The sequence below is a fragment of the Sphingopyxis sp. genome (assembly GCF_050725655.1).
Classification (GTDB): domain Bacteria; phylum Pseudomonadota; class Alphaproteobacteria; order Sphingomonadales; family Sphingomonadaceae; genus Sphingopyxis.
The window spans coordinates 1-19852 of sequence record NZ_JBOHHT010000030.1 but is presented as its reverse complement, the minus strand read 5'-3'; the positions used below and the strand labels follow the sequence as shown (position 1 = coordinate 19852).

Sequence of the window (19852 nt, the reverse complement as noted above, 5' to 3'; positions counted from 1 at the left end):
ACAAATGATTCAAGGACGCGTCTGGCCGCTCCCGCGCACGAGCCATTTGTAGGTCGTCAGCCCTTCGAGCGCGACCGGGCCGCGCGCGTGCAACCGCCCCGTCGCGATGCCGATTTCGGCGCCGAGGCCGAATTCGCCGCCGTCGGCGAATTGCGTCGAGGCATTGTGCATCACGATCGCGCTGTCGACTTCGGACAGGAAACGCTCGGCCGCGGCGGCATCCTCGGTGACGATCGCGTCGGTGTGCTTGCTCGAATGCGCGTCGATATGCGCGAGCGCGCCGACGAGGCCGTCGACCATGGCGATCGACACGATCGCGTCGAGATATTCGCAGTCCCAGTCGCCCGCCGATGCGGGTTCGACGTGCGGGCTCAGCGCCACGACCGCCTTGTCCCCGCGCACTTCGCAGCCGGCGGCGATCAACGCGTCGATGATGGCGAGCGGCGCGGGGTAGGCGCGGTCGATCAGGATCGTTTCGGTCGCGCCGCAGACGCCGGTGCGGCGCATCTTGGCGTTGACCGCAAGTTCGACCGCTTGTCCCGGGTCGGCGGCGCCGTCGATATAGAGGTGATTGATCCCGTCGAGGTGCGCGAGGACGGGCACGCGCGCCTCGTCCTGCACCCGCGCGACGAGGCCCTTGCCGCCGCGCGGAATGATGATGTCGATCAGCCCCTGCGCGCGCAGCATCGCGCCCACAGCGGCACGGTCCTGCGTCGGGACGAGCTGTACCGCGTCGGCGGGAAGGCCCGCTTCGACCAGCCCCGTCGCGAACGCTGCATGGATCGCGCGGTTCGAATGGACCGCCTCGCTACCGCCGCGCAGGATCACGGCATTGCCGGACATCAGCCCCAGCGCCGCCGCGTCGGCGGTCACATTGGGGCGGCTTTCATAGATGATGCCGACGACGCCCAGCGGCACCCGCACACGGCTCAGCACCAGCCCGTTGGGCCGTGTCACGCGGTCGATTTCGGCGCCCGACGGATCGGGGAGCGCCGCAACATCGTCGATCGCGCCGGCGATAGCTGCAAGCCGACCCTCGTCGAGCCGCAGCCGGTCGAGCATTGCGTCCGACAGGCCGTTCTTTTGTCCGGCGGCCATGTCTTCGGCATTGGCGGAAAGGATGTCCGCCGCCAGCGCGCGAATTTGCGCCGCCGCTGCAACCAGTCCGGCCGCCTTGTCGGCCGTCGGCGCCTGCGCGAGCGCCTTCGACGCGGCGCGCGCGCGCGCGCCCATGTCGGCGATCAGGGCGGCGGCATCGCCGGGCATCGGCGGGGCGGAGAGGGCTTCGGCGTTCATGGCGCTGCCACTATCACGTTTTACGTGACCCCCGAAAGTCCCGTTGCGCCATGCGTCGCGCGCCTTTAGGCAGGGCGCCATGAGCGGGGACATCGAAGGCATCGGGGCGGCGGTGACCGCCGGGTTGGCGGGGCATGCGGTCGAGCCGCAGCATGGCAGTCACTGGGGAGGCACGGGCGCGGCGCATGCCGGCGCGCGCTGCCTGAATTGCGGCACCAGCCTCGCGGGCTCGCATTGCCATTATTGCGGGCAGCGCGCCGACGTGCATCGCAGCTTTGGCGCGATCGGGCACGATCTGGTCCACGCGATCTTCCATTTCGAGGGCAAGGTCTGGAACACGCTGCCGCTGCTCAGCTGGCGGCCGGGCGACCTCACGCGCCGCTATATCCATGGCGAACGCGCGCGTTTTATCTCGCCGCTGGCGCTGTTCCTGTTCGCCGTCTTCCTGACATACGCGGTCCTGGCCATCGTCGGCAGCGGCGGCGGGGTGGGCGAAGGGATTGCGAAGGCGGCGGCCGAGCAGACGCGCTCGAATGCGCTCAAGGAAAGTTTCGAGGAGGAGGTCATGCGCGTCGACACCAGCCTCGCGGCCAAGGATTTGAAACCGGCCGACCGGAAACTGCTCGTCGAAGAGCGCGAAACGCTCCAGAAAAGCGCCGATTATCTCGGCGTCGCGCGCAGCCTCAGCAAAGAGGAGCGCGACAAGGGGCCGCCCGTGCTCGACGATCCCTCCAAGCAGATGATGACCAGCGTCGAGTTCCTCTCGCGCACCAAGGTCAACACCGGCGTCCCGTTCATCGACCATGGGCTGGAAAAGGCGATCGCGAACCCCGCGCTCATATTCTACAAATTGCAGGCGAACGCCTATAAATTCGCATGGGCACTGATCCCGCTGTCGCTACCCTTCATGTGGCTGCTCTTTCCGTTCAGCCGCCGCTTTCACACCTATGATCATTTCGTCTTCGTCACTTACTCGATCAGCTTCATGCTGCTTTTGTTCGTCGCCGTGCGCCTGCTCAACCTGACGATATTCGGCGATGTCGCGACGGCGTTCGCGATGCTCTATGTACCCTTTCACATGTATCGCCAGCTGCGCGGCGCCTATCGTTCGTCACGGTTCGGTGCCCTTGTTCGCGCGACCTTACTTCTCTTTTTCAGCCTGTATGCGGTCGTCATGTTCATGCTGCTGCTGCTCGCGCTCGGGGTGATGGGATAGCACCCGAATCGTCACAAAGGCGGGGCAAAGACCCGGCCAAAGAGGAGGAGATTCGCGATGCATCATCATTGGGGCGAGATCGACCGGCGTCATCTGATCAAGCTTGGCACCATGGGGCTGGCGGCGCTGTCGTTGCCCGGCGCCGCGCGTGCGATGATGGCGCAGGGTTTCACCCATGGCGTCGCGAGCGGCGAGCCGGGTCCCCATTCGGTGCTGTTGTGGACGCGCTATGCCGCGGCGAACAACGCGACGCTGACCGCCGAGCTGTCGGAAAGCGAGGATTTCTTCAAGGTCGTCGCGGGCGGCAGCGTCGTCGCGACGGGCGAGCGCGATCATACCGCAAAGCTGGTCGTCGACGGGTTGAAACCCGGCCGCTGGTATCATTATCGCTTTATCGCCCCCGACGGCACCAGGTCGGTAACGGGCCGCACGCGCACCTTGCCACAGGGATCGACCAAGGCGTTCAATCTGGCGCTCTTTTCCTGTTCGAACATGCCGTTCGGCTGGTTCACCGCCTATGGCCACGCCGCCGCGCGCGGTGACATCGACCTTGTCGCGCATGTCGGCGACTATCTCTACGAATATAAGGCCGGCGACTATCCCTCTGCAAAGGATGCGCTTCCGGGGCGCGAGATCCAGCCCGCGCACGAGATCGTCGCGCTCGCCGACTATCGCCTTCGCTACGCGGCCTATCGTGCCGATCCCGACCTGCAGAAGCTTCATCAGCTGTTCCCCATGATCGCCCAGTGGGACGACCATGAATTCGCGAACGACGTCTGGAAGGGCGGCGCCGAAAATCACAATGAGGGCGAAGGCGATTGGGCTGCGCGCATGGCGGCCGCCGAACGCGTCTATCACGAGTGGATGCCCGTCGCCGACACGCGCTGGCGCCAATATCAGGTCGGCGACCTCGCGACGATCTTCCTCCCCGAAACGCGGGTGACGGCGCGCGACCGGCAGTTCGAGATCGACGAGATCGCCGCCGGTAGCGGCGACGCTGCGGCGAAGCTCAAGCAGTTCGCCGAAACCGGCTACCGCGATCCCGCGCGCCAGATGCTCGGCGCGGAGCAGGAGAAATGGCTTTTCGACGGGCTCGCCGCATCGACCAGGGCGGGAACGCGCTGGCAGGTCTGCGCGCAACAGGTCGTGATGGGTACGCTGTTCACGCCGCCCGAGACGCGCGACTGGTTTGCGGGCGAGCAGCCCGACTATGTCCGCCGCCGGGTCGAGGCGGGCCAGCTTGCGGCGAAGGCGGGCCTGCCGCTCAACCTCGACGCGTGGGACGGCTATCCCGCTGCGCGATCGCGCCTGCTCGCCGCGGCGCAGCGCGCCGACGCCGACCTCGTCACGCTGACCGGCGATACGCACAACGCCTGGGCCTTCGACCTCGCCGAGGACGGCCGACCGGCGGGGATCGAGATTGCCGGACAGAGCGTCACTTCGCCGGGCTATGAAAGCTATATCAAGGGCGTGACCGACGAGGCGCGCGTCGCGGCGCTGCGCCGTTCGTCGCCGCAGCTCAAATGGGCGAATACCGAGGATCGCGGCTATGTGACCGTGCAATTCTCCCCCGAGCGGGTGACCGCGAACTGGCACAGCGTCGAAACGATCCGCGCGCGTTCGCCTGCGCTGAAGGATACGCACAGCATGACCGCGGAGCGCGGGCGGCGCGTCTATAACGCCGCCTGATCGCCGCACGTCGGCGGCCACGACCGGTCGGCTTCGGGCGCCAGGTCGATCAGGAACATCTCGCCCGACCGCTCGCCGTGCCGCTGCGCGAAGAGCAACCGGTCACCCTTCGGCGACAGCAGCGGACCGACCTGGAACTGGCCGGGGTCGGCCGGAATACGCCCGGCCTCGACCCAGCGGTCACCCTCGCGGCGATAGCGGTAGAGATGCGACCGGACACCGCGATCGGACACGGTGATTATCGTCCTTCCATCGCGTGAAATCTCCGCCTCATACTCATAGCCACCCGCGCTAACGGGCGGGCCGAGGTTTTCGACCGTCCATTTGCCCGGGCGGACTTCGGTCGCGACATAGATGTCGCCGCCGCCCGCACTGCCCGCGCGGCTCGACCCGAAGTAGAGGCGGCCCGCAACATCGACGCGTGGGAGAAGCTCGGCGGCGGGCGAATTGACCGGTTCGGGCAGGCGCTGCGGTTCGCCCCAGCCGCCGTCGGCGGCGCGCTCGACGTACCAGATGTCGAAATCCTCCTTCGCGGGCGCGTGCCGCGACGAGATATAATAAAGCCGCTCGCCGTCGGGGGTAACGAAGGGGTCGGCTTCGATCACCGGCAGGGGCATCGCAAAGGGCGGCGGCACGGGCTTGCCCCATGCGCCATTTTCGCACTGCGACTGCATCAGCCGGTAGTTCCGAAAATCCTTGTCGGCCGCGAGGTAGACCATCGTCCGCCCGTCGGCCGCAAAAGTAGGCGAGGATTCATAGCCCGGTCCCGAGATTGCAGTAGGGGTCCACAGCTTCGCGCTGCCCGGCACCGGCGTATCCGCCGCCGCAGTGCATCCCGCGAGCGCGGCGAGGGAGACGAGCATTGGCGCACGGCTGGCAAACATCATGGACTTTCTCTCCGGCAAGACGCTAGCAGAAGCGCGGCGAATTTTGCCGGAGCGCAAGCGCTTGGCCAGCGTCCGATCGGCGGTGGCGGCGCCAAAAGGGCGGCGGGGGAGAGGGTATGGACGCGATCGACCGGCAAATCGTGGCGATGCTGCGCGACAATGCCCGCCTGCCGCTGAAGACAATCGCGGCGACCGTGGGCCTCGCGCGCAGTTCGGTGCGCGAACGATTGTCGAAACTGGAGGCCGCGGGAACGATCGCCGGCTATCACGCGCGGATCGTCGACGAGGGCGGCATCGCGGCGATCCTGCAACTGCGGCTCGCGCACACCCCCTCGCCCGACATCGTCGCGGCCGTAACCGGCATGGCGGAGGTCGCGCGCTGCTATTCGCTCAGCGGCGAGATCGACCTGCTCGTCGAGATCGAGGCGGCCGACGCGGCCGGGCTCAACGCCGCGCGCGACCGGATCGCACTGATCGCGGGGGTAGAAGATACGACGACCGCACTCATCCTGAAACGCGACAAGGGTCGCTAGGCGGCGGCGATCGCTTCGATCTCGAGCAGCCACGCCTCGTCGTAGATGTCGGCGACGACGATCGTCAGCGCGGGCGAATGGCCGCCCAGCACCTCGTGCCGCACCTTGTAGTTCGCCTCGCGATCGCGGCGGTCCGACAGGAAGACGGTGACCTTGACCAGATTCTGCAAGGTCATCCCGCCCGCATGAATCTGTTTTTCGACATTGCGCCAGACCAGCCGGCACTGGTCTTCGAAGCCGGTGGGCATGTTTTCCTTCTCGTCGACGGGAATCTGGCCGCTGACGAACAGCCAGCGCGTCGGCGCTTCGACAAGATGCGCCTGCGCATAGGAAACGCCGGTGGGATTGATCGCGCGACTGGGCATGGTGGGCCTCGCAATTCCAATGGGTGGGACGGTCAGGCCCGCCAGCACTCCGGCGCAGACGATGCGGCGCGAAGGATGGAGGGAAGGCAGGCCGGACCGGTTCATCACCACATGTAATGCTAAAGCGACGGCGTGCTCCAGCGTCCGATGGGCGGCGGCACCGCCGCAACGGCGGCACTTGACACCCATAACTATATGGTTATGAGAAAATGCATAGCCAATGAGTTATGGATTATGATGCAACCCTCGCCCGACCTTCTCTTCAAGGCGCTCGCCGATCCCAGCCGGCGTGCGCTGTTCGAACGGCTCTGCCTCGACGGCGAACAGACGGTCGGCGCGCTCACCGCGGGCGCGGGCATTTCGCAGCCCGCGGTGTCGAAACATCTCGGCATTCTCAAACAGGCGGGGCTGGTGCTCGATCGGCACGAGGGGCGCCAGACCCATTATAGCGCGCAGCAACGCGCGCTCGCGCCGCTGGTCGACTGGACCGGCCGCATGAACCGCTTCTGGGAAGCGCGGTTCGACGATCTCGAAGATTTGCTCAAAAGGATGGATCAATGACCGATACCGACGTGCGCACCGTCACTGTGGAGCGCGAAATTCCTCACCCGCCCGAAAAGATCTGGCGCGCGCTGACGACACAGCATTTGATCGAGGAATGGCTGATGAAGAACGACTTCGGTCTCGACCTCGGCCACCGCTTCCAGCTGCGCGGCGACTGGGGGAATGTCGACTGCGAGCTCCTCGGCGTCGATCCCGGCCGCAGCCTCTCCTACACCTGGAACTACGCGCACGACGATCCGGCCTACCGGCTCGACAGCACCGTGACCTTCACGCTCGAACCGACGCCCGCCGGAACGCTGCTGCGCATGGAGCAGGTCGGTTTTCGTCCCGACCAGAAGCAGGCATTCGGCGGCGCCAAGGGCGGCTGGAAGATTCACCTCGAAAATCTCGAGAAGGTCGTCGCGGGTCTCGACGCATAATCAAACAGGGAGAGAGTTATGAACTGGAGTCTATGGATCCGGCAGTTTCACCGCTGGGTATCGATCCTCTTTTCGGCGATCGTCCTCGCCATTTTCGTGATGCTCGGGGCGGGACAGGAGCCCGCCCAATGGGTCTATTACCTGCCGCTTCCGCCGCTCTTCCTGCTGATATTCTCCGGACTCTACATGTTTTTCCGGCCCTATTTCAGGAAGCGCGGCGGGGTGGCAGACTGAATCCTCAGCTATAGGGCGGCGTATCCTCGAACTCGGCAAACCACGGATAATCGTCCGCGACGCTGACGGTGAAGTTCGCGGGGCGCTTTTCGAGGAAGCTCGACACGCCCTCGGCGGCGTCGGCGCTGCGCCCGCGCGCGAAGATTGCGCGGCTGTCCCAGCGGTGCGCGCTCATCGGGTGTGGCGCGCCGAGCATCCGCCACAGCATGTGGCGGGTGAGCGCGACCGACACCGGCGCGCTGTGGTCGGTCAGCTCGCGCGCCTTGGCGATCGCGGCGTCGACGAGCTCGCCGGGCTTGTGCACCGATTGCACCAGCCCCTTTTCATGGGCTTCGGCGGCGTCGATCAGCCGCCCCGAATAGCACCAGTCGACCGCGTTCTGGATGCCGACGAGCCGCGGCAGGAACCAGCTCGACGCCGCCTCGGGCACGATCCCGCGCCGTGCGAAGACGAAGCCGTAACGCGCGGTCTCGCTCGCGAGCCGCGCGTCCATCGACAGCGTCATCGTCGCGCCGATGCCGACCGCGGCGCCGTTGATCGCCCCCAGGACCGGCTTCTTGCAGTCGAAAATCCGCATCGAGACGCGCCCGCCCGAATCGCGGATTAGCGGGTGCGACCAGTCGATCGTGCCGTCGGCGGCGACCGGGCTCACCGCCATACCGTCGGGCAGGATCGCCTGTTTGTCGGTGCGCTTGTCGTAATCGAAGGTCGCGGCGCCCTGACCCAGGTCGGCGCCGGCGCAATAGGCGCGGTCGCCCGATCCGGTAAAGATCACTGCGCGCACGCCGTCGTCGGCGTCGCATTCGTCGAGCGCGGCGACGATCTCCAGCATCATCTCGGTGGTAAAGGCGTTCATCCGGTCGGGGCGGTGCAGCGTCAGCAGCGCGATGCCTTCGTGGCGGTCGAGGCGAATCTGGTCGAAGCTCATCCATCTCTCTCCTTGATTTCCCGCGCAGCGTCGCAAGCGATGGCGTCCAACGCAAGCACTTTACGTAAACGTAAGGCAAAGGGTGTCATGCCGGGGATGACGCGCCCGACCTTTGCCGCTATAGGCGCCCCATCGCCCCGGCGGCGCGCCTCCGTCTGAGTCGCTTTGCCGGGGCCATTCATTTGGTTCCGACAGAAAGTTTGAACGCCATGTCCCGTCGCCGCCAGATCTACGAAGGCAAAGCGAAGATCCTGTACGAAGGCCCCGAACCGGGCACGCTGATCCAATATTTCAAGGATGATGCGACCGCGTTCAACGCCCAGAAAAAGGGCACGATCAGCGGCAAGGGCGTGCTCAACAACCGGATTTCGGAGCACGTCTTCACGCTGCTCGGCAACATCGGCGTGCCGCACCATTTCATCCGGCGCCTCAACATGCGCGAGCAGTTGATCCGCCAGGTCGAGATCGTGCCGATCGAAGTGATCGTGCGCAATGTCGCCGCGGGCACGCTGTCGAAGCGCCTCGGCATCGAGGAAGGGACGCAGCTTCCCCGCACGTTGATCGAATATTGCTACAAGGACGACGCGCTCGGCGATCCGCTCGTCGCCGAGGAGCATATCGCCTGCTTCAACTGGTGCAGCCAGGAAGAGCTGCACGACATCCAGGACATGGCGATCCGCATCAACGACTTCATGTCGGGCATGTTCGCCGCGGTCGGCATTCGTCTGGTCGACTTCAAGCTCGAGTTCGGGCGCCTCTATGAAGGCGACTTCAGCCGCATCATCCTCGCCGACGAGATCAGCCCCGACGGCTGCCGACTGTGGGACATGACGACGAACGAAAAGCTCGACAAGGACCGCTTCCGCCGCGACCTCGGCGGCGAAGTCGAAGCCTATCAGGAAGTCGCGCGCCGCCTCGGCCTGCTGCCCGAGGGCGGCGAGAATGCCGTGCTCGACCTCGAAAGCCACCGGAAGAAAAAGGGCAGCTGATCCCTTTACGCCCTCTCCTTCAGGGGAGGGCAGCGAGACTTGCGAGCTTGCTCGCTAGTCGCAGCGGGTGGGGCCATCGGCCTTGCGCTATGCCGCGAGCCCCCACCCCAACCCCTCCCCCGAAGGGGAGGGGCTTTGGAAGCCTCAGATATTGATGCTGGTCGGGATCAGACTCGGCTGCAGATACGGGTAAGGCTGCATCCGTTCGGCATTGCGCGTCGCGATCTCCGCTTCGACGCCCTGCAGCGCCGCCTGGAACCAGGCGAGCGGCCCTTCGGCCCCCGTCACGCGCGGGTCCTGGAACCACAAGGGATAGGGAAAGGCGTTGCTGCGATAATCGCCGAGCGGGCGGTAATGCACCGACCCAAGCAATTCGAGCACATTGAGCTGTTCGAGCGCGAGCGCCATCGGCGGCATCATCGCGAGCCAGCCGCCCTTGTCATGCCCGCGCTGCCCGTTCGGCGCCGCCTGCCAGCCAGCGCCGGTGACTGCGGGGGCAAAGGCCATGATGTCCTTTTGCGGGAAGTTGACCGCGGCGTGCTGCGCGCTCGCGGTGAACATCACCATCGTGCAGACTTCGGCGAGCCGCGCGCGCGTCGCGATCGCGCCGAAACCCTTGATCTTTGCTTCGCCGGCGAGACAGGCCGCCCATGCGGTCAGCTCGGTATCGGCGACGACATCGGCGTCATGCGCATAATAAAGATCGACATATTGCCGCGCCCATTCGTGGATCGTGTCCCACACGAGCAGCGCATCGTCGCGGTACGGATAATCGGCAAGCGCCGAATCCACGCCGACGCCGCGCGTCGCGACGTCGGCCGGCAGCATCTTGGCATAGAAGTCGAACGCGAGGCGCGCGTCGACCGCGGCGAACTGGCTCGACGTGATCGTGCCCGCGAAAATATGGTCGATCGGGCCGTTCGCCGCGATCAGCGAGGTCGCAGCCTGTTCGTTGATGAACAGCGTCCCCTCGAAATGCGGGACGAGCAGCGCCCAGATCGGGTGGATTTCGGCCAGATGGCGGTGCGTCGCGACCGCGAACGCCTCGATCACCAGATGCGTGCGTGCCAGATGCGCGAACAGCTCGTGATAATTGCCGTCGGCGACCTGCACGACGAACTTCGCCATTTCCCATCCCCATATCTTGTCGGCGACGGGGGAGGGGGTGAAGACCGGATAGTCGGCCGGATCCTGCCCGCACTGGATCGCGACAGGCATCAGCGATGATCCACCCGGCGGCACCGCAAATAAAGCCATCGGCTGCCACGCATATTTGGCGAGGCTGCCATAGGTGCCGGGATCGAGCACCTCGAGCGGCTTATAGTCGAGCATGAAGAGACGCCCGTCGGCGAGCGCAGCGTCCAGCGTGTCGCCATTGACGACGGCGGCATATTTGGCGTCGCTCAGCGGGAAATTGGCGGGCAGAGAATCGCCGACCGCGGTGATCAGCATGCAGTTCGGCCCTTGCACGCGTAGCCGCGCGAATTCGCCGTCGTCCTGGAACATATAGCTGACGCCCGGAACCGGCAGCGCCCTGAACAGCGCGCGATACGCTTCGATGCTGCGCACCGTCTTGCTGCCAAGGCCGTCGGCATCCTCGACCTTCATCAGCTCTTCGAGCCGTTCCTTATAGCCCTTGAGCAGAGCGACATGCGCGTCGCGTTCTGCCGCGGCGACGGCATTTTCGATGTCGCCCACCATGCGCTCAAAGATATTGCCGCCGGTGTTGACGCCATGCTCGGCCGCAATCTTCGCCGCCGAGGCTTCGATCGCGTCGCATTCGACCAATGCTGCCTCATATTCGGCGCGCGGGCTGTTAAGTTCGCCCTTGTCCACGCCGCCAAGCTTTACCGTCAATGCGTTGCGCACGATGTCGAGCCCGACGCCGATCAGGATCACGAACCAGGCGATCGTCGGCTCGTCATTCTTCGGCACGCTGGTCGCGAGCGGCACGCCGGGCAAGGTGGGGACTTCGGTCGTCCACGTATAGACGGCCTGCGTCGCGGTCAGCTGCGCCGCGCGCGCCGCCTGCTCGGCCGGGGTGTCATTCTGCGGCAGCGTCGGGTCGCTTGCCGGCATCGGCACGATCGGCGCAGCAGTAGGCGAAGTCAACGGCGGCATCGGATAAGACATGGCACGGCTCCTGTCAGGCGCGATAAATTCGGCGGCCGCTATCGCCAAGCATGGTTAATATTTCGCAAGTCATGCTCCCATGTGGAGCCGTTAGGTAAGTGATAAGACAAGCTTTCATTCCTTAACCCCTGCTTTACTCGGCCTTGCTATCCCGGCCCTATGACGGGGGTCTATCACTGGCTGCGCTCGCGCTTCTTTCCGCCGATTCCGGACGTGATTCGGGACGACGTCGCCTTGCTGCGTGCCAATCGCGTCGAAACGCTGACCCCGATGCTTTTCCTGATGCTGGCGGCGACAACGCCGACCGCCATCTATGCCGGGGTGCAGACGGTCCACCCGATCGTCCGCATCGGTTTCCCGGTCACGCTCGCGATCATCGGCCTGCTCGGTTTCCTCCTTCTGATGCACAATCGCGGTCGGCGGATGAGCCTGCGCCGCGCGCGGCGGATGATCAAAGAATCGATGTGGCTGTCGGGAACCACGGGAGCGATGTGCAGCAGCTGGACGGTGATCAACTGGCTCGCCGCGCCGCCCTCGACTCATAGCTACTATGCGATGATCATGGCGATGGGCTCGCTCGCGACCGCCTATTGCCTGTCGTCGATCCGCCTTGCGACCTTCATCAACCTGCTCATCGGGCTGGTGCCGATCTCGTTCCTGATGCTGACCTCGGGCAATCCGCCCGAAATCGCCGCGGGCACTAGCCTCGTCGTCGCGACGATCTTCCTCCTGCGCATGATCCTTCAGCAGCACAACCAGCTGATCGACCTGCTCCAGCTCCAGCACCAGATGCGCGACCTTGCGCACACCGATCCGCTGACGGGCCTCGCCAATCGCCGCGAGTTCGACATGCGGCTCGACGAAGAAATTGCGAAGGGCGACGCGGCGAACCCGTTCGCGATCGCGCTGCTCGACCTCAACGGCTTCAAACCGATCAACGATCAACACGGCCATGCGATCGGCGACGGCGTATTATGCGAGCTTGCTGAGCGCCTGCGCCGAGCGTGCGGCGACCATGCGGTGGTCGCGCGGCAGGGCGGCGACGAGTTCGCGATCCTCGTGCCCGCGGGGTCGATCCTGCTCAAAACCTCGCTTGCCGACCATGTCCTCGCCGCGCTTGCCGCGCCCTACCGCATCGGCGGCCGGTCGATCGGCGTTGGTGCAGGCATCGGCACGGCCAGCTGGCCCGAGCATGGCGACAGCGCGCGCAAATTGCTCGAGGTCGCCGACCGCGCGCTCTACGCCGCAAAAGCCGCCGATCGCGAAAAGACGTCGTCTGTCGAAAGCATCGGCCGCGTCGCGTAACAGTGGCTTGACCGCCCGAAGGGCGGTGGCCACATCATGCTCCATGACCAAATCCCTTGTCTGGCGCGTCTCGACCGCGCTGTCGCCCCTCGTCTTCCTCATCGCGAGCACCGCCCCGGCCTATGCCAGGGAAGCGCCCGCGAAGGTCGCGGCGCCCGCGGCGGTCAATCCGCAGAGCGAAGCGGCCAAGGCGTGGAACTTCGCGGCAAGCGACGTGCCGGTCGATCCGAACATCGTCTTCGGCGTGCTCCCCAACGGGATGAAATATGCGCTGCTGAAAAACAGCACGCCCAAGGACAGCGTCGTACTGCGCATGCGTTTTGCCGTCGGCAGCTTTGCCGAGGCCGACGACCAGCGCGGGCTTGCCCATTTCCTCGAACATATGGCGTTCAACGGATCGACCAAAGTCCCTGAGGGCGAAATGATCAAGCTGCTCGAACGCAAGGGGCTGGCGTTCGGCGCCGATACCAATGCGTCGACCGGCTTCGACGAGACGATCTACAAACTCGACCTGCCCAACGCGTCGGACGATCTGATCGACACCGGGTTGATGCTGATGCGCGAGACGGGCGGCAATCTGACGATCGACCCCGCCGCGGTCGACCGCGAGCGCGGCATCATCCTTTCGGAGCGCCGCGCGCGCGATACCTATCAGCTACGCAGCTTGATCGATCAGCTCGATTTCCAGATGAAGGGGATGAATGTCGCGAACCGCATCCCGGTCGGCACCGAAGAAGTGATCAAGACCGCACCCGCGGCGCGGCTGCGTGACCTGTACGACCGTTATTACCGTCCCGAACGCGCGACGCTCGTGATGGTTGGCGATTTCGACCCTGCGGCGGTCGAGGCGAAGATCAAGGCGCGCTTTTCGGACTGGAAGGGGCGCGGTCCCGCGGGGGCCGATCCCGAAATCGGCAATGTCGATTACCAGCGCGCGGCCGCTGCCGACGATTTCGTCGATCCGGCGATCCAGGATTCGGTCACCATCGCCAGCTTCAAACCGTGGGTCGATGAACCCGACACCAAGGCGAAACGCGCGCGCAAGCTCGCCGAGGATGTCGGCGAGGCGATCGTCAGCCGCCGGCTCGCAAAAATCGCGCTCAATGAGGATTCGCCGATCCTGACCGGCTATTTCAGCGATGCCGAGGGCTGGAAGAAATTCGACCAGATCACTGTTGGGGCGGTCGCCAAGGAAGGCGCGTGGAAGGAAGCGCTCGCGCTCGCCGAGCAGGAACAGCGCCGCGCCGTCGAGCATGGCTTTACCCAGGCCGAAGTCGACGAACAGCTTGCGAACCGCCGCACCGCGCTAAAAAATGCCGTTGCCGGTGTGACAACGCGGCGCAGCGACGGTCTCGCCGACGCGCTGATCTCGGCCGGCGATGGCGATTTCGTCCTCGTCCGGCCTGAAACCTCGCAGGCGCTGTTCGAGGCCACGGCACCGTCGCTGACCGCCGCCGCGGTCACAGCAGCGTTCCAGAAGCGCATGGAGGGGCTCAGCGCGCCGCTCGCGCGCGTGACCGCGAAGAAACCGCTCGATGGCGGCACGGGCGCGATCCTGGCGAGCCTGAGTGCGTCGACGCAGGTTGCCGTCGCAGCGCCGACCGAGGCCGCGAACGCCGCCTTCGCGTACGACAGTTTTGGCACGCCCGGCAAAATCGTCGGCGACGAGCGTGTCGACGATCTCGGCATCCGCCGCATCCGCTTTGCGAACAATGTGATGCTCAACATCAAGACGACCGATTTCCAGAAGGACAAGGTCATGCTGTCGCTCCGCGTCGATGGCGGCAACCTCCTCGCGACGCGCGACGATCCGACGAAGGTGTCGCTGGCGGGGTCGATGGTCCTCGGCGGGCTTGAGGCGCACAGCGTCGACGAACTGCGCTCGGTGCTCGCGGGCAAGACGGTGAGCCCGAGTTTCGGGGCGGGCACCGATGCCTTCGGCGGCAGCGCGCTGACCTCGCCCGAGGATTTTGCGCTGCAGGCGAAGCTGCTAGCGGCGTTCCTGACGCACCCCGGCTATCGCCCCGACGGCCTCGCGCTGATCCGCCGCGTCCTGCCGCAGCAATATGCCGCGAACGACGCGACCCCGGCGGCGGTGCTCGGCCGCGACGTCGGCGGCATCCTCGCCAACGACGACCCGCGCTCGCAAACCCCGCCGCTCGAAAAGCTGATGACGCTCGACTGGGCGCAGCTGAAGCCCGTCGTCGCCGACAGCTTTGCGCATGGCGCGATCGAGATCGGCGTCGTCGGCGACATCAACGAGCAGGCGGCGATCGATGCGATCGCCGCGACCTTTGGGGCATTGCCAGAGCGCCGCGCTGCCTTCGACCCGCGCACCGACGCGCGTATCCGCCAGTTCGCGACCGACCGCAGCGAACGTACGCTGATCCACAAGGGGCCCGCCGAACAGGCCGAGCTGCGTGTTTATTGGCCGGCGCGCGACGACAGCGACCTCGCCGAGGCGATGCAGCTCACCCTGCTGTCGCGCGCGATGCAACTGATGCTGACCGAGGAGCTGCGCGAAAAGCTCGGCGAAAGCTACAGCCCGGGCGCCGCGGCCAGCCTCTCGGACAAATTTCCCGGCTATGGCCATCTCTTCGCCGCGAGCAATGTCGACTATAAGGATCTCGCGACGACGCGCGCCGCGATCTTCGCCATCGCGAAGGAATTGCGCGACAAGCCCGTCGATCCCGACCTGCTCGACCGCGCGCGCAAGCCGCTGCTCGAAGCGATGGTGAAGTCGCGGCGCGAGAACAGCTATTGGCTGAACTATGTCGCCGAAGCCGCAAGCCACGCCGATCGCCTCGACCGCAGCCGTAAGGGGGTCGGCGAGGTCGAGGCGGCGACGCCGGCGCAGTTGCAGGCACTCGCGAAGCGCTATCTGGTCGATGACAAAGCGCTGGTGATCAAGGCGGTTAGCGACAAGGCGGGCAAATAACGGGCCGCGGTAGGTGCCCGCCATGAACGGAAATTCGACAGGTTCGCGCGCCATCGGGACGGCGTCGCTCTTCGGCGCGTTGCTTGCGCTGGGCTCCTCCGCCGCCTGGAGCCAGCCTCCGGAGGCGGAGCCATTTGCGACCGATAGGCACGCCGAGTTCGTGCGGGAGATCGAAATCTTGAGGACGGCGGAGGTTGCCCCGCTGACGCCCGACGAGGCACTCGAGGAACGACATATCGGCAAGCGCGTGCGCTGGGCCGGCGGCGTCTATGCCATCGACGGACCCTGCCTGACGATCCTCTTCGCGCGGAGCGGCGATTATGGCGAGCCGCGCTGGACCCCGAACCGACCTACCAGACCTTCGTCGCCTGCGGGGCCGGCGTTTATGACCCGGAACTTGTGGAGGCGCACACCAATGTCACGATCATCGGCGAGGTCACGGGCAAGCAATATATCGGCATGGGCGGCGGCGGATCCGATGGCCCCACCCTCAGCATCCAGAAACTCTATCGCTGGCCGGATTGCCTCGCGGGCGATGACAGCCCGGTGTGCAAGCAGGGTTTCCTGACTGCGGAGCCGGTTGTGGAGAAATAAGCGGCGGAAGGGCTGCTAGCGGCCGATTGCGGGCATTGATCTTCCCTGCGGGCAGCCGTGGGGAGGGGGGCCGCCGCGAAGTGGTGGTGGAGGGGCGACAATCTTCCGCTTCCCACCCCATTGCGGACGTTCATGCGTCGCGCTGAAACAAAGTCCATCTTCCCCTTTCAGGCGGACGCGGTAAAACAGGCGGTGCGGGCAATGCGGACGCCCGTTCAGACGGCGCGCCGTCCAAGTTCCGCTCCATAAGCCGCGACTGCGGCAAGGAGCGTTCTTGCAATGACGACCGATAACTATTCTCCGCCCAGCCTTTCGCTGTTCCGGCTTTTTCTCCGCTTCCTGCGTTTCGGTTTCCTCGCCTTTGGCGGGCCGGTCGCGCAGATCGCGATGGTGAAGCAGGCGCTGGTCGAGGAGGAGCGCTGGATTTCGCCCGTGCGTTTCAACCGGCTGCTCGCGGTGATGCAGATCTTGCCGGGGCCGGAGGCGCATGAACTGTGCGTCCATCTGGGGATGGTCGCGCGCGGGCGGATCGGCGGGCTGCTCGCGGGGCTCGGCTTCATGTTGCCCGGCTTTGTGCTGATGCTGGGCGCGGCGTGGCTCTATAAGGGCTGGATCGTCGGCAATCCGGCGATGGCGCCAATCTTCCTGGGCGTGCAAGTCGTCGTGCTGGCGATCATCCTGCGCGCGGTGCAGCGGATCGGGACGCATATTCTGGAGGACAGGCTGCTATGGTTGCTCGCGGGCGCGGCGCTTGTCGCGACGCTGGCCGGCGTGCCGTTCTGGATTCCGCTGATCGCATCGGGGCTGATCTATACATATGCGAAGCGGCCGGTTGCGGCGGCGGCGATATTCGTGGCGGCGGTTCTGCTTGCCGTCCTTGTGTCGGGTGCCGCGTTACCGGCGAAGACGAGTGTCGCCGCGAGCGAGGCGGGAATCGTCGCGCTGTTCATCGCCGGGCTGAAAGGCGGGCTGTTGACCTTTGGCGGCGCGTATACCGCGATCCCCTATGTGCGCGCCGACACGGTCGGGCGCGGCTGGATCAGCGACGCGAGCTTTCTCGACGGCGTCGCGTTCGCGGGCATGCTGCCGGCACCGCTCGTCATCTTTGCGACCTTTGCGGGATATGTCGCGGCGGGCCTGCCCGGCGCGGTCGCGATCACGGCGGGGATGTTCCTGCCTGCCTTCGCCTTCTCGATGATTTTCTTCGAACGGCTGGAGGCGGTCGTCGACAATCCGGCACTCCACCGCGTGCTTGGCGGCGTGGCTGCGGCGGTTGTCGGTGTGATTGCGGCGACGCTGTTGCAACTGGGCTGGTCGACGGCGGGACGCTCCGCGAACCTTGTGTCTGCGGGCCTTCTCTTTGCCGCCGCTGTCCTGATGGTTTGGCGCTGGAAGGGAAAGCTCACCGCCCCGGCGCTCGTGCTGGCGGGCGGAGTTGCAGGGTGGGCGCTGAACCTCTGATGGAATGTCACCCGATCGCCGCGCGCGCCCGATCGTAGATTCAGATAACCAAATAGGTTCTTTTCTATTGACATCGTCACGCTGATATGGCACAAGTGTCACATCATGAAGAATTGCGAGTCGGGCCGGTGCCCCTTCCGATGCGGAGGGGCGTCCGGCCCGATGGCTTTGAGGGAGCAGCCCATGACCGATGGCGAGAAGGATGAGATCGGACCGCAATGCCATCGCCCTGTGCAGGTGAAGCGCGCGAGGTCGAACGGCTGGACCAAGGCGCGGCGCACGGCGTTCCTGGCCGAGCTTGCGCAGAGCTGTAACGTCGGACGCGCGCTGGCCGTGGTCGGCATGTCCGGGTCAACGGGATATCAGTTGCGGCGGCGCGATCCGGAATTTGCGGCGCAATGGCAGGCGGCGCTCGAGATCGGCTATGAGCGACTGGAAACCGCGCTGCTTCGTAGAGCGCTCGAAGCGACGGGAGCCATCGAGATCGAGGATGCTGCCGAGCCGGTCGAAAAAATGACCGTCGAACAGGCGATCGGTTTCCTGAACAAGCATCGCGCGAGCATCCAGTTGGGCCATGCGAAGGGCCGGCGATCGCAGGCGCGCGAAGTTGCGACCCAACAGGAAGTCGACGCGATCCTGATCCGCCGTATCCGCATGGTGAAGCGCCAGCGTCGGCAGCCGATCGGGGATGCAGGCGGGCAGGCGGCTCTGCCGCTGCCAAGAGCCGGAGATGTCGTGTCGGGCGAGGATGCCTGAGGATGCCGCGGCACCCTAGTGGGCGAACCGGGAAGCGATGGACACCGCAGCGACTGAGCGCCTGGTCGCGCACGATCATGCGCCAGCTTGCCGGATTGCGCGACGAGGACATCCGGCAGGTGCTGCGCGATTTGAGCCGGGCACAGATGCGCGAGTTGGAGCGGCGCTGGTACGGGTTCGAAAATGACGGCCAGCGTGCGCCGCCGGGCGACTGGCGCATCTGGCTGATCCGCGCCGGACGCGGCTTTGGCAAGACGCGCGCGGGATCCGAATGGGTGAGCGAGGTTGCGCGGAGCAATGGCGATGCGCGCATCGCGCTGGTCGCGGCGACGCAGGTCGACGGGCAACGCGTGATGATCGAGGGGCCGAGCGGATTGCTCGCGGTCGCGCGCCATGGCGAGGAACCGCGCTGGGTGAAGGGCAAGCGCGAGCTACGCTTTTCGAGCGGGGCGGTCGCGACGCTCTATTCGGCCGAGGCGGGCGAGGAGCTGCGCGGACCCGAACATCATTTCGCCTGGTGCGACGAGCTGGCCAAATGGCGGCGAGGCGAGGCGGCGTGGGACAATCTGATGATGGGGATGCGGCTCGGCGAACGGCCGCGCGTCGTGGTGACGACGACGCCGCGCGTCAATGCCGCGATGCAGCGGGTGCTGGCGGCGCCGGGAAAGGTGGAGACGCTGGGCAAGACGGGCGAAAATCCCTGGCTGCCCGAATTTTTCGTGAGCGCGATGCTCGAAAGCTATGGCGGGACGCGGCTGGGGCGGCAGGAGCTGGACGGCGAGATGCTCGAGGATGTCGAGGGCGCGCTGTGGACGCGTGCGCTGGTCGAGCGGTGCCGGGTGAGCGCGAAAAGCATCGGCAAGCCGGTGCGCGTCGTGATCGGCGTCGATCCGCCGGCGATGGCGCATGGCGATGCGTGCGGGATCGTGGTCGCGGCCTTGCTGCGCGACGGGCGGCTGGCGGTGGTCGAGGACGCGAGCGTGGAGAACCCGCCGCCGCATGTCTGGGCGCAGGCGGTGGCGAGCGCGGCGGCGCGCTGGGGCGCCGACCGGGTCGTGGCCGAGAGCAATATGGGCGGCGATATGGTGGCGAGCACGCTGGCGCAGGCAGATTGCGCGCTGCCGGTGGTGCCGGTGCATGCGAGCGTCGGCAAGGCGCGGCGCGCGGAGCCGGTGGCGATCGCCTATGAGCGCGGGCAGGTGGTGCATGGCGCGGTGTTTCCGGCGCTGGAGGACCAGCTTTGCGGGCTTCAGATCGGCGGCGGTTATGCCGGGCCGGGGCGGTCGCCTGATCGGGCCGATGCGTGCGTCTGGGCGCTGGCGGCGTTGCTGGAGGGAATGCGGAAGGGGCGGGAGCCGGGGGTGACGCGGGTTTGATTTATGCGCGGCGCAGGCGACGAAGGTCTGGAATGGGGTGGGAAGCGGACGTACCGATCCTCCCCACTTGTGGGGAGGTGGCAGCGCGAAGCGCTGACGGAGGGGGCTGGCGCCCGCCCGCAACGTCGCTTCAGGCCGCCAACCCCCTCCACCACCTTCGGCGGTCCCC

At 66.0% G+C, this 19852-nt stretch carries 18 protein-coding genes; 13 read left to right on the top strand and 5 right to left on the bottom strand.

Annotation, left to right across the window (positions count from 1 at the left end; all coding sequences use genetic code 11):
- Positions 1-9 precede the first annotated feature (9 nt).
- A complete protein-coding gene (locus ACREBX_RS03725) occupies positions 10-1296 on the bottom strand; it encodes a glutamate-5-semialdehyde dehydrogenase (protein WP_431560408.1) in 1287 nt (428 codons plus the stop codon).
- 79 nt (positions 1297-1375) lie between these two features.
- On the opposite strand from ACREBX_RS03725, the gene ACREBX_RS03720 reads away from it, so the two are divergent.
- Entirely contained in the window at positions 1376-2512 is a 1137-nt protein-coding gene (locus ACREBX_RS03720) for a DUF3667 domain-containing protein (RefSeq protein ID WP_431560407.1), read from the top strand.
- A 57-nt stretch (positions 2513-2569) separates the two neighbouring features.
- A complete protein-coding gene (locus ACREBX_RS03715) occupies positions 2570-4201 on the top strand; it encodes an alkaline phosphatase D family protein (protein WP_431560406.1) in 1632 nt (543 codons plus the stop codon).
- Here ACREBX_RS03715 and ACREBX_RS03710 read toward each other — a convergent pair.
- Entirely contained in the window at positions 4186-5088 is a 903-nt protein-coding gene (locus ACREBX_RS03710; RefSeq protein WP_431560405.1) for a TolB family protein, read from the bottom strand. The two genes, ACREBX_RS03715 and ACREBX_RS03710, sit on opposite strands and share 16 nt — an antisense overlap.
- Positions 5089-5204: 116 nt before the next feature.
- Between ACREBX_RS03710 and ACREBX_RS03705 the strand changes: the two genes are divergently transcribed.
- Positions 5205-5621 (top strand): Lrp/AsnC family transcriptional regulator, encoded by a 417-nt coding sequence (locus ACREBX_RS03705; protein ID WP_431560404.1) that lies wholly within the window; start codon positions 5205-5207, stop codon positions 5619-5621.
- On the opposite strand, the gene ACREBX_RS03700 is transcribed toward ACREBX_RS03705, so the two are convergent.
- Complete coding sequence (locus ACREBX_RS03700) at positions 5618-5986, bottom strand: RidA family protein (protein WP_431560403.1); 369 nt, start codon at positions 5984-5986, stop codon at positions 5618-5620. The genes ACREBX_RS03705 and ACREBX_RS03700 overlap by 4 nt on opposite strands.
- A 234-nt stretch (positions 5987-6220) precedes the next feature.
- On the opposite strand from ACREBX_RS03700, the gene ACREBX_RS03695 reads away from it, so the two are divergent.
- From ACREBX_RS03695 to ACREBX_RS03685, 3 genes are read left to right on the top strand one after another with little or no spacing between them, the layout of a single operon-like run.
- Positions 6221-6547 (top strand): ArsR/SmtB family transcription factor, encoded by a 327-nt coding sequence (locus ACREBX_RS03695; protein ID WP_248455533.1) that lies wholly within the window; start codon positions 6221-6223, stop codon positions 6545-6547.
- On the top strand, positions 6544-6969 hold the full coding sequence (locus ACREBX_RS03690) for an SRPBCC family protein (RefSeq protein ID WP_431560402.1): 426 nt from the start codon (positions 6544-6546) through the stop codon (positions 6967-6969). Before ACREBX_RS03695 ends, ACREBX_RS03690 begins: the two co-directional genes overlap by 4 nt.
- A gap of 18 nt (positions 6970-6987) precedes the next feature.
- Positions 6988-7203 (top strand): hypothetical protein, encoded by a 216-nt coding sequence (locus ACREBX_RS03685; RefSeq protein ID WP_431560401.1) that lies wholly within the window; start codon positions 6988-6990, stop codon positions 7201-7203.
- A 4-nt stretch (positions 7204-7207) separates the two neighbouring features.
- On the opposite strand, the gene ACREBX_RS03680 is transcribed toward ACREBX_RS03685, so the two are convergent.
- Entirely contained in the window at positions 7208-8131 is a 924-nt protein-coding gene (locus ACREBX_RS03680; RefSeq protein ID WP_431560400.1) for a crotonase/enoyl-CoA hydratase family protein, read from the bottom strand.
- 209 nt (positions 8132-8340) lie between these two features.
- Here ACREBX_RS03680 and purC point away from each other — a divergent pair, with 209 nt between their 5' ends.
- Positions 8341-9120, top strand: coding sequence for a phosphoribosylaminoimidazolesuccinocarboxamide synthase (purC, locus tag ACREBX_RS03675; RefSeq protein WP_431560399.1), 780 nt, complete (start codon positions 8341-8343; stop codon positions 9118-9120).
- Between the two features lie 144 nt (positions 9121-9264).
- On the opposite strand, the gene ACREBX_RS03670 is transcribed toward purC, so the two are convergent.
- Positions 9265-11253, bottom strand: coding sequence for a lipoxygenase family protein (locus ACREBX_RS03670; protein ID WP_431560398.1), 1989 nt, complete (start codon positions 11251-11253; stop codon positions 9265-9267).
- 213 nt (positions 11254-11466) lie between these two features.
- Here ACREBX_RS03670 and ACREBX_RS03665 point away from each other — a divergent pair, with 213 nt between their 5' ends.
- The 6 genes from ACREBX_RS03665 to ACREBX_RS03640 all read left to right on the top strand — a co-directional run bounded on the left by ACREBX_RS03665 (position 11467) and on the right by ACREBX_RS03640 (position 19683).
- Positions 11467-12558 (top strand): GGDEF domain-containing protein, encoded by a 1092-nt coding sequence (locus ACREBX_RS03665; RefSeq protein ID WP_431560397.1) that lies wholly within the window; start codon positions 11467-11469, stop codon positions 12556-12558.
- Positions 12559-12601: 43 nt separating this feature from the next.
- Positions 12602-15496, top strand: coding sequence for a M16 family metallopeptidase (locus tag ACREBX_RS03660; protein ID WP_431560396.1), 2895 nt, complete (start codon positions 12602-12604; stop codon positions 15494-15496).
- A gap of 399 nt (positions 15497-15895) precedes the next feature.
- Positions 15896-16090 (top strand): hypothetical protein, encoded by a 195-nt coding sequence (locus tag ACREBX_RS03655; protein ID WP_431560395.1) that lies wholly within the window; start codon positions 15896-15898, stop codon positions 16088-16090.
- 279 nt (positions 16091-16369) lie between these two features.
- Entirely contained in the window at positions 16370-17551 is a 1182-nt protein-coding gene (gene chrA / locus ACREBX_RS03650; RefSeq protein ID WP_431560394.1) for a chromate efflux transporter, read from the top strand.
- Between the two features lie 183 nt (positions 17552-17734).
- Positions 17735-18307, top strand: coding sequence for a hypothetical protein (locus tag ACREBX_RS03645; protein ID WP_431560393.1), 573 nt, complete (start codon positions 17735-17737; stop codon positions 18305-18307).
- 77 nt (positions 18308-18384) lie between these two features.
- Positions 18385-19683, top strand: a complete 1299-nt coding sequence (locus ACREBX_RS03640) for a DNA-packaging protein (protein ID WP_431560392.1) — start codon at positions 18385-18387, stop codon at positions 19681-19683.
- Positions 19684-19852 lie beyond the last annotated feature (169 nt).

What these genes read in the sequence shown, in the direction of transcription:
- ACREBX_RS03725 (WP_431560408.1), bottom strand. Translation starts at nt 1,296, where the DNA reads ATGAACGCCGAAGCCCTCTCCGCCCCGCCGATGCCCGGCGATGCCGCC.
- ACREBX_RS03720 (WP_431560407.1), top strand. Translation starts at nt 1,376, where the DNA reads ATGAGCGGGGACATCGAAGGCATCGGGGCGGCGGTGACCGCCGGGTTG.
- ACREBX_RS03715 (WP_431560406.1), top strand. Translation starts at nt 2,570, where the DNA reads ATGCATCATCATTGGGGCGAGATCGACCGGCGTCATCTGATCAAGCTT.
- ACREBX_RS03710 (WP_431560405.1), bottom strand. Translation starts at nt 5,088, where the DNA reads ATGATGTTTGCCAGCCGTGCGCCAATGCTCGTCTCCCTCGCCGCGCTC.
- ACREBX_RS03705 (WP_431560404.1), top strand. Translation starts at nt 5,205, where the DNA reads ATGGACGCGATCGACCGGCAAATCGTGGCGATGCTGCGCGACAATGCC.
- ACREBX_RS03700 (WP_431560403.1), bottom strand. Translation starts at nt 5,986, where the DNA reads ATGCCCAGTCGCGCGATCAATCCCACCGGCGTTTCCTATGCGCAGGCG.
- ACREBX_RS03695 (WP_248455533.1), top strand. Translation starts at nt 6,221, where the DNA reads ATGATGCAACCCTCGCCCGACCTTCTCTTCAAGGCGCTCGCCGATCCC.
- ACREBX_RS03690 (WP_431560402.1), top strand. Translation starts at nt 6,544, where the DNA reads ATGACCGATACCGACGTGCGCACCGTCACTGTGGAGCGCGAAATTCCT.
- ACREBX_RS03685 (WP_431560401.1), top strand. Translation starts at nt 6,988, where the DNA reads ATGAACTGGAGTCTATGGATCCGGCAGTTTCACCGCTGGGTATCGATC.
- ACREBX_RS03680 (WP_431560400.1), bottom strand. Translation starts at nt 8,131, where the DNA reads ATGAGCTTCGACCAGATTCGCCTCGACCGCCACGAAGGCATCGCGCTG.
- purC (WP_431560399.1), top strand. Translation starts at nt 8,341, where the DNA reads ATGTCCCGTCGCCGCCAGATCTACGAAGGCAAAGCGAAGATCCTGTAC.
- ACREBX_RS03670 (WP_431560398.1), bottom strand. Translation starts at nt 11,253, where the DNA reads ATGTCTTATCCGATGCCGCCGTTGACTTCGCCTACTGCTGCGCCGATC.
- ACREBX_RS03660 (WP_431560396.1), top strand. Translation starts at nt 12,602, where the DNA reads ATGACCAAATCCCTTGTCTGGCGCGTCTCGACCGCGCTGTCGCCCCTC.
- chrA (WP_431560394.1), top strand. Translation starts at nt 16,370, where the DNA reads ATGACGACCGATAACTATTCTCCGCCCAGCCTTTCGCTGTTCCGGCTT.
- ACREBX_RS03645 (WP_431560393.1), top strand. Translation starts at nt 17,735, where the DNA reads ATGACCGATGGCGAGAAGGATGAGATCGGACCGCAATGCCATCGCCCT.
- ACREBX_RS03640 (WP_431560392.1), top strand. Translation starts at nt 18,385, where the DNA reads ATGCGCCAGCTTGCCGGATTGCGCGACGAGGACATCCGGCAGGTGCTG.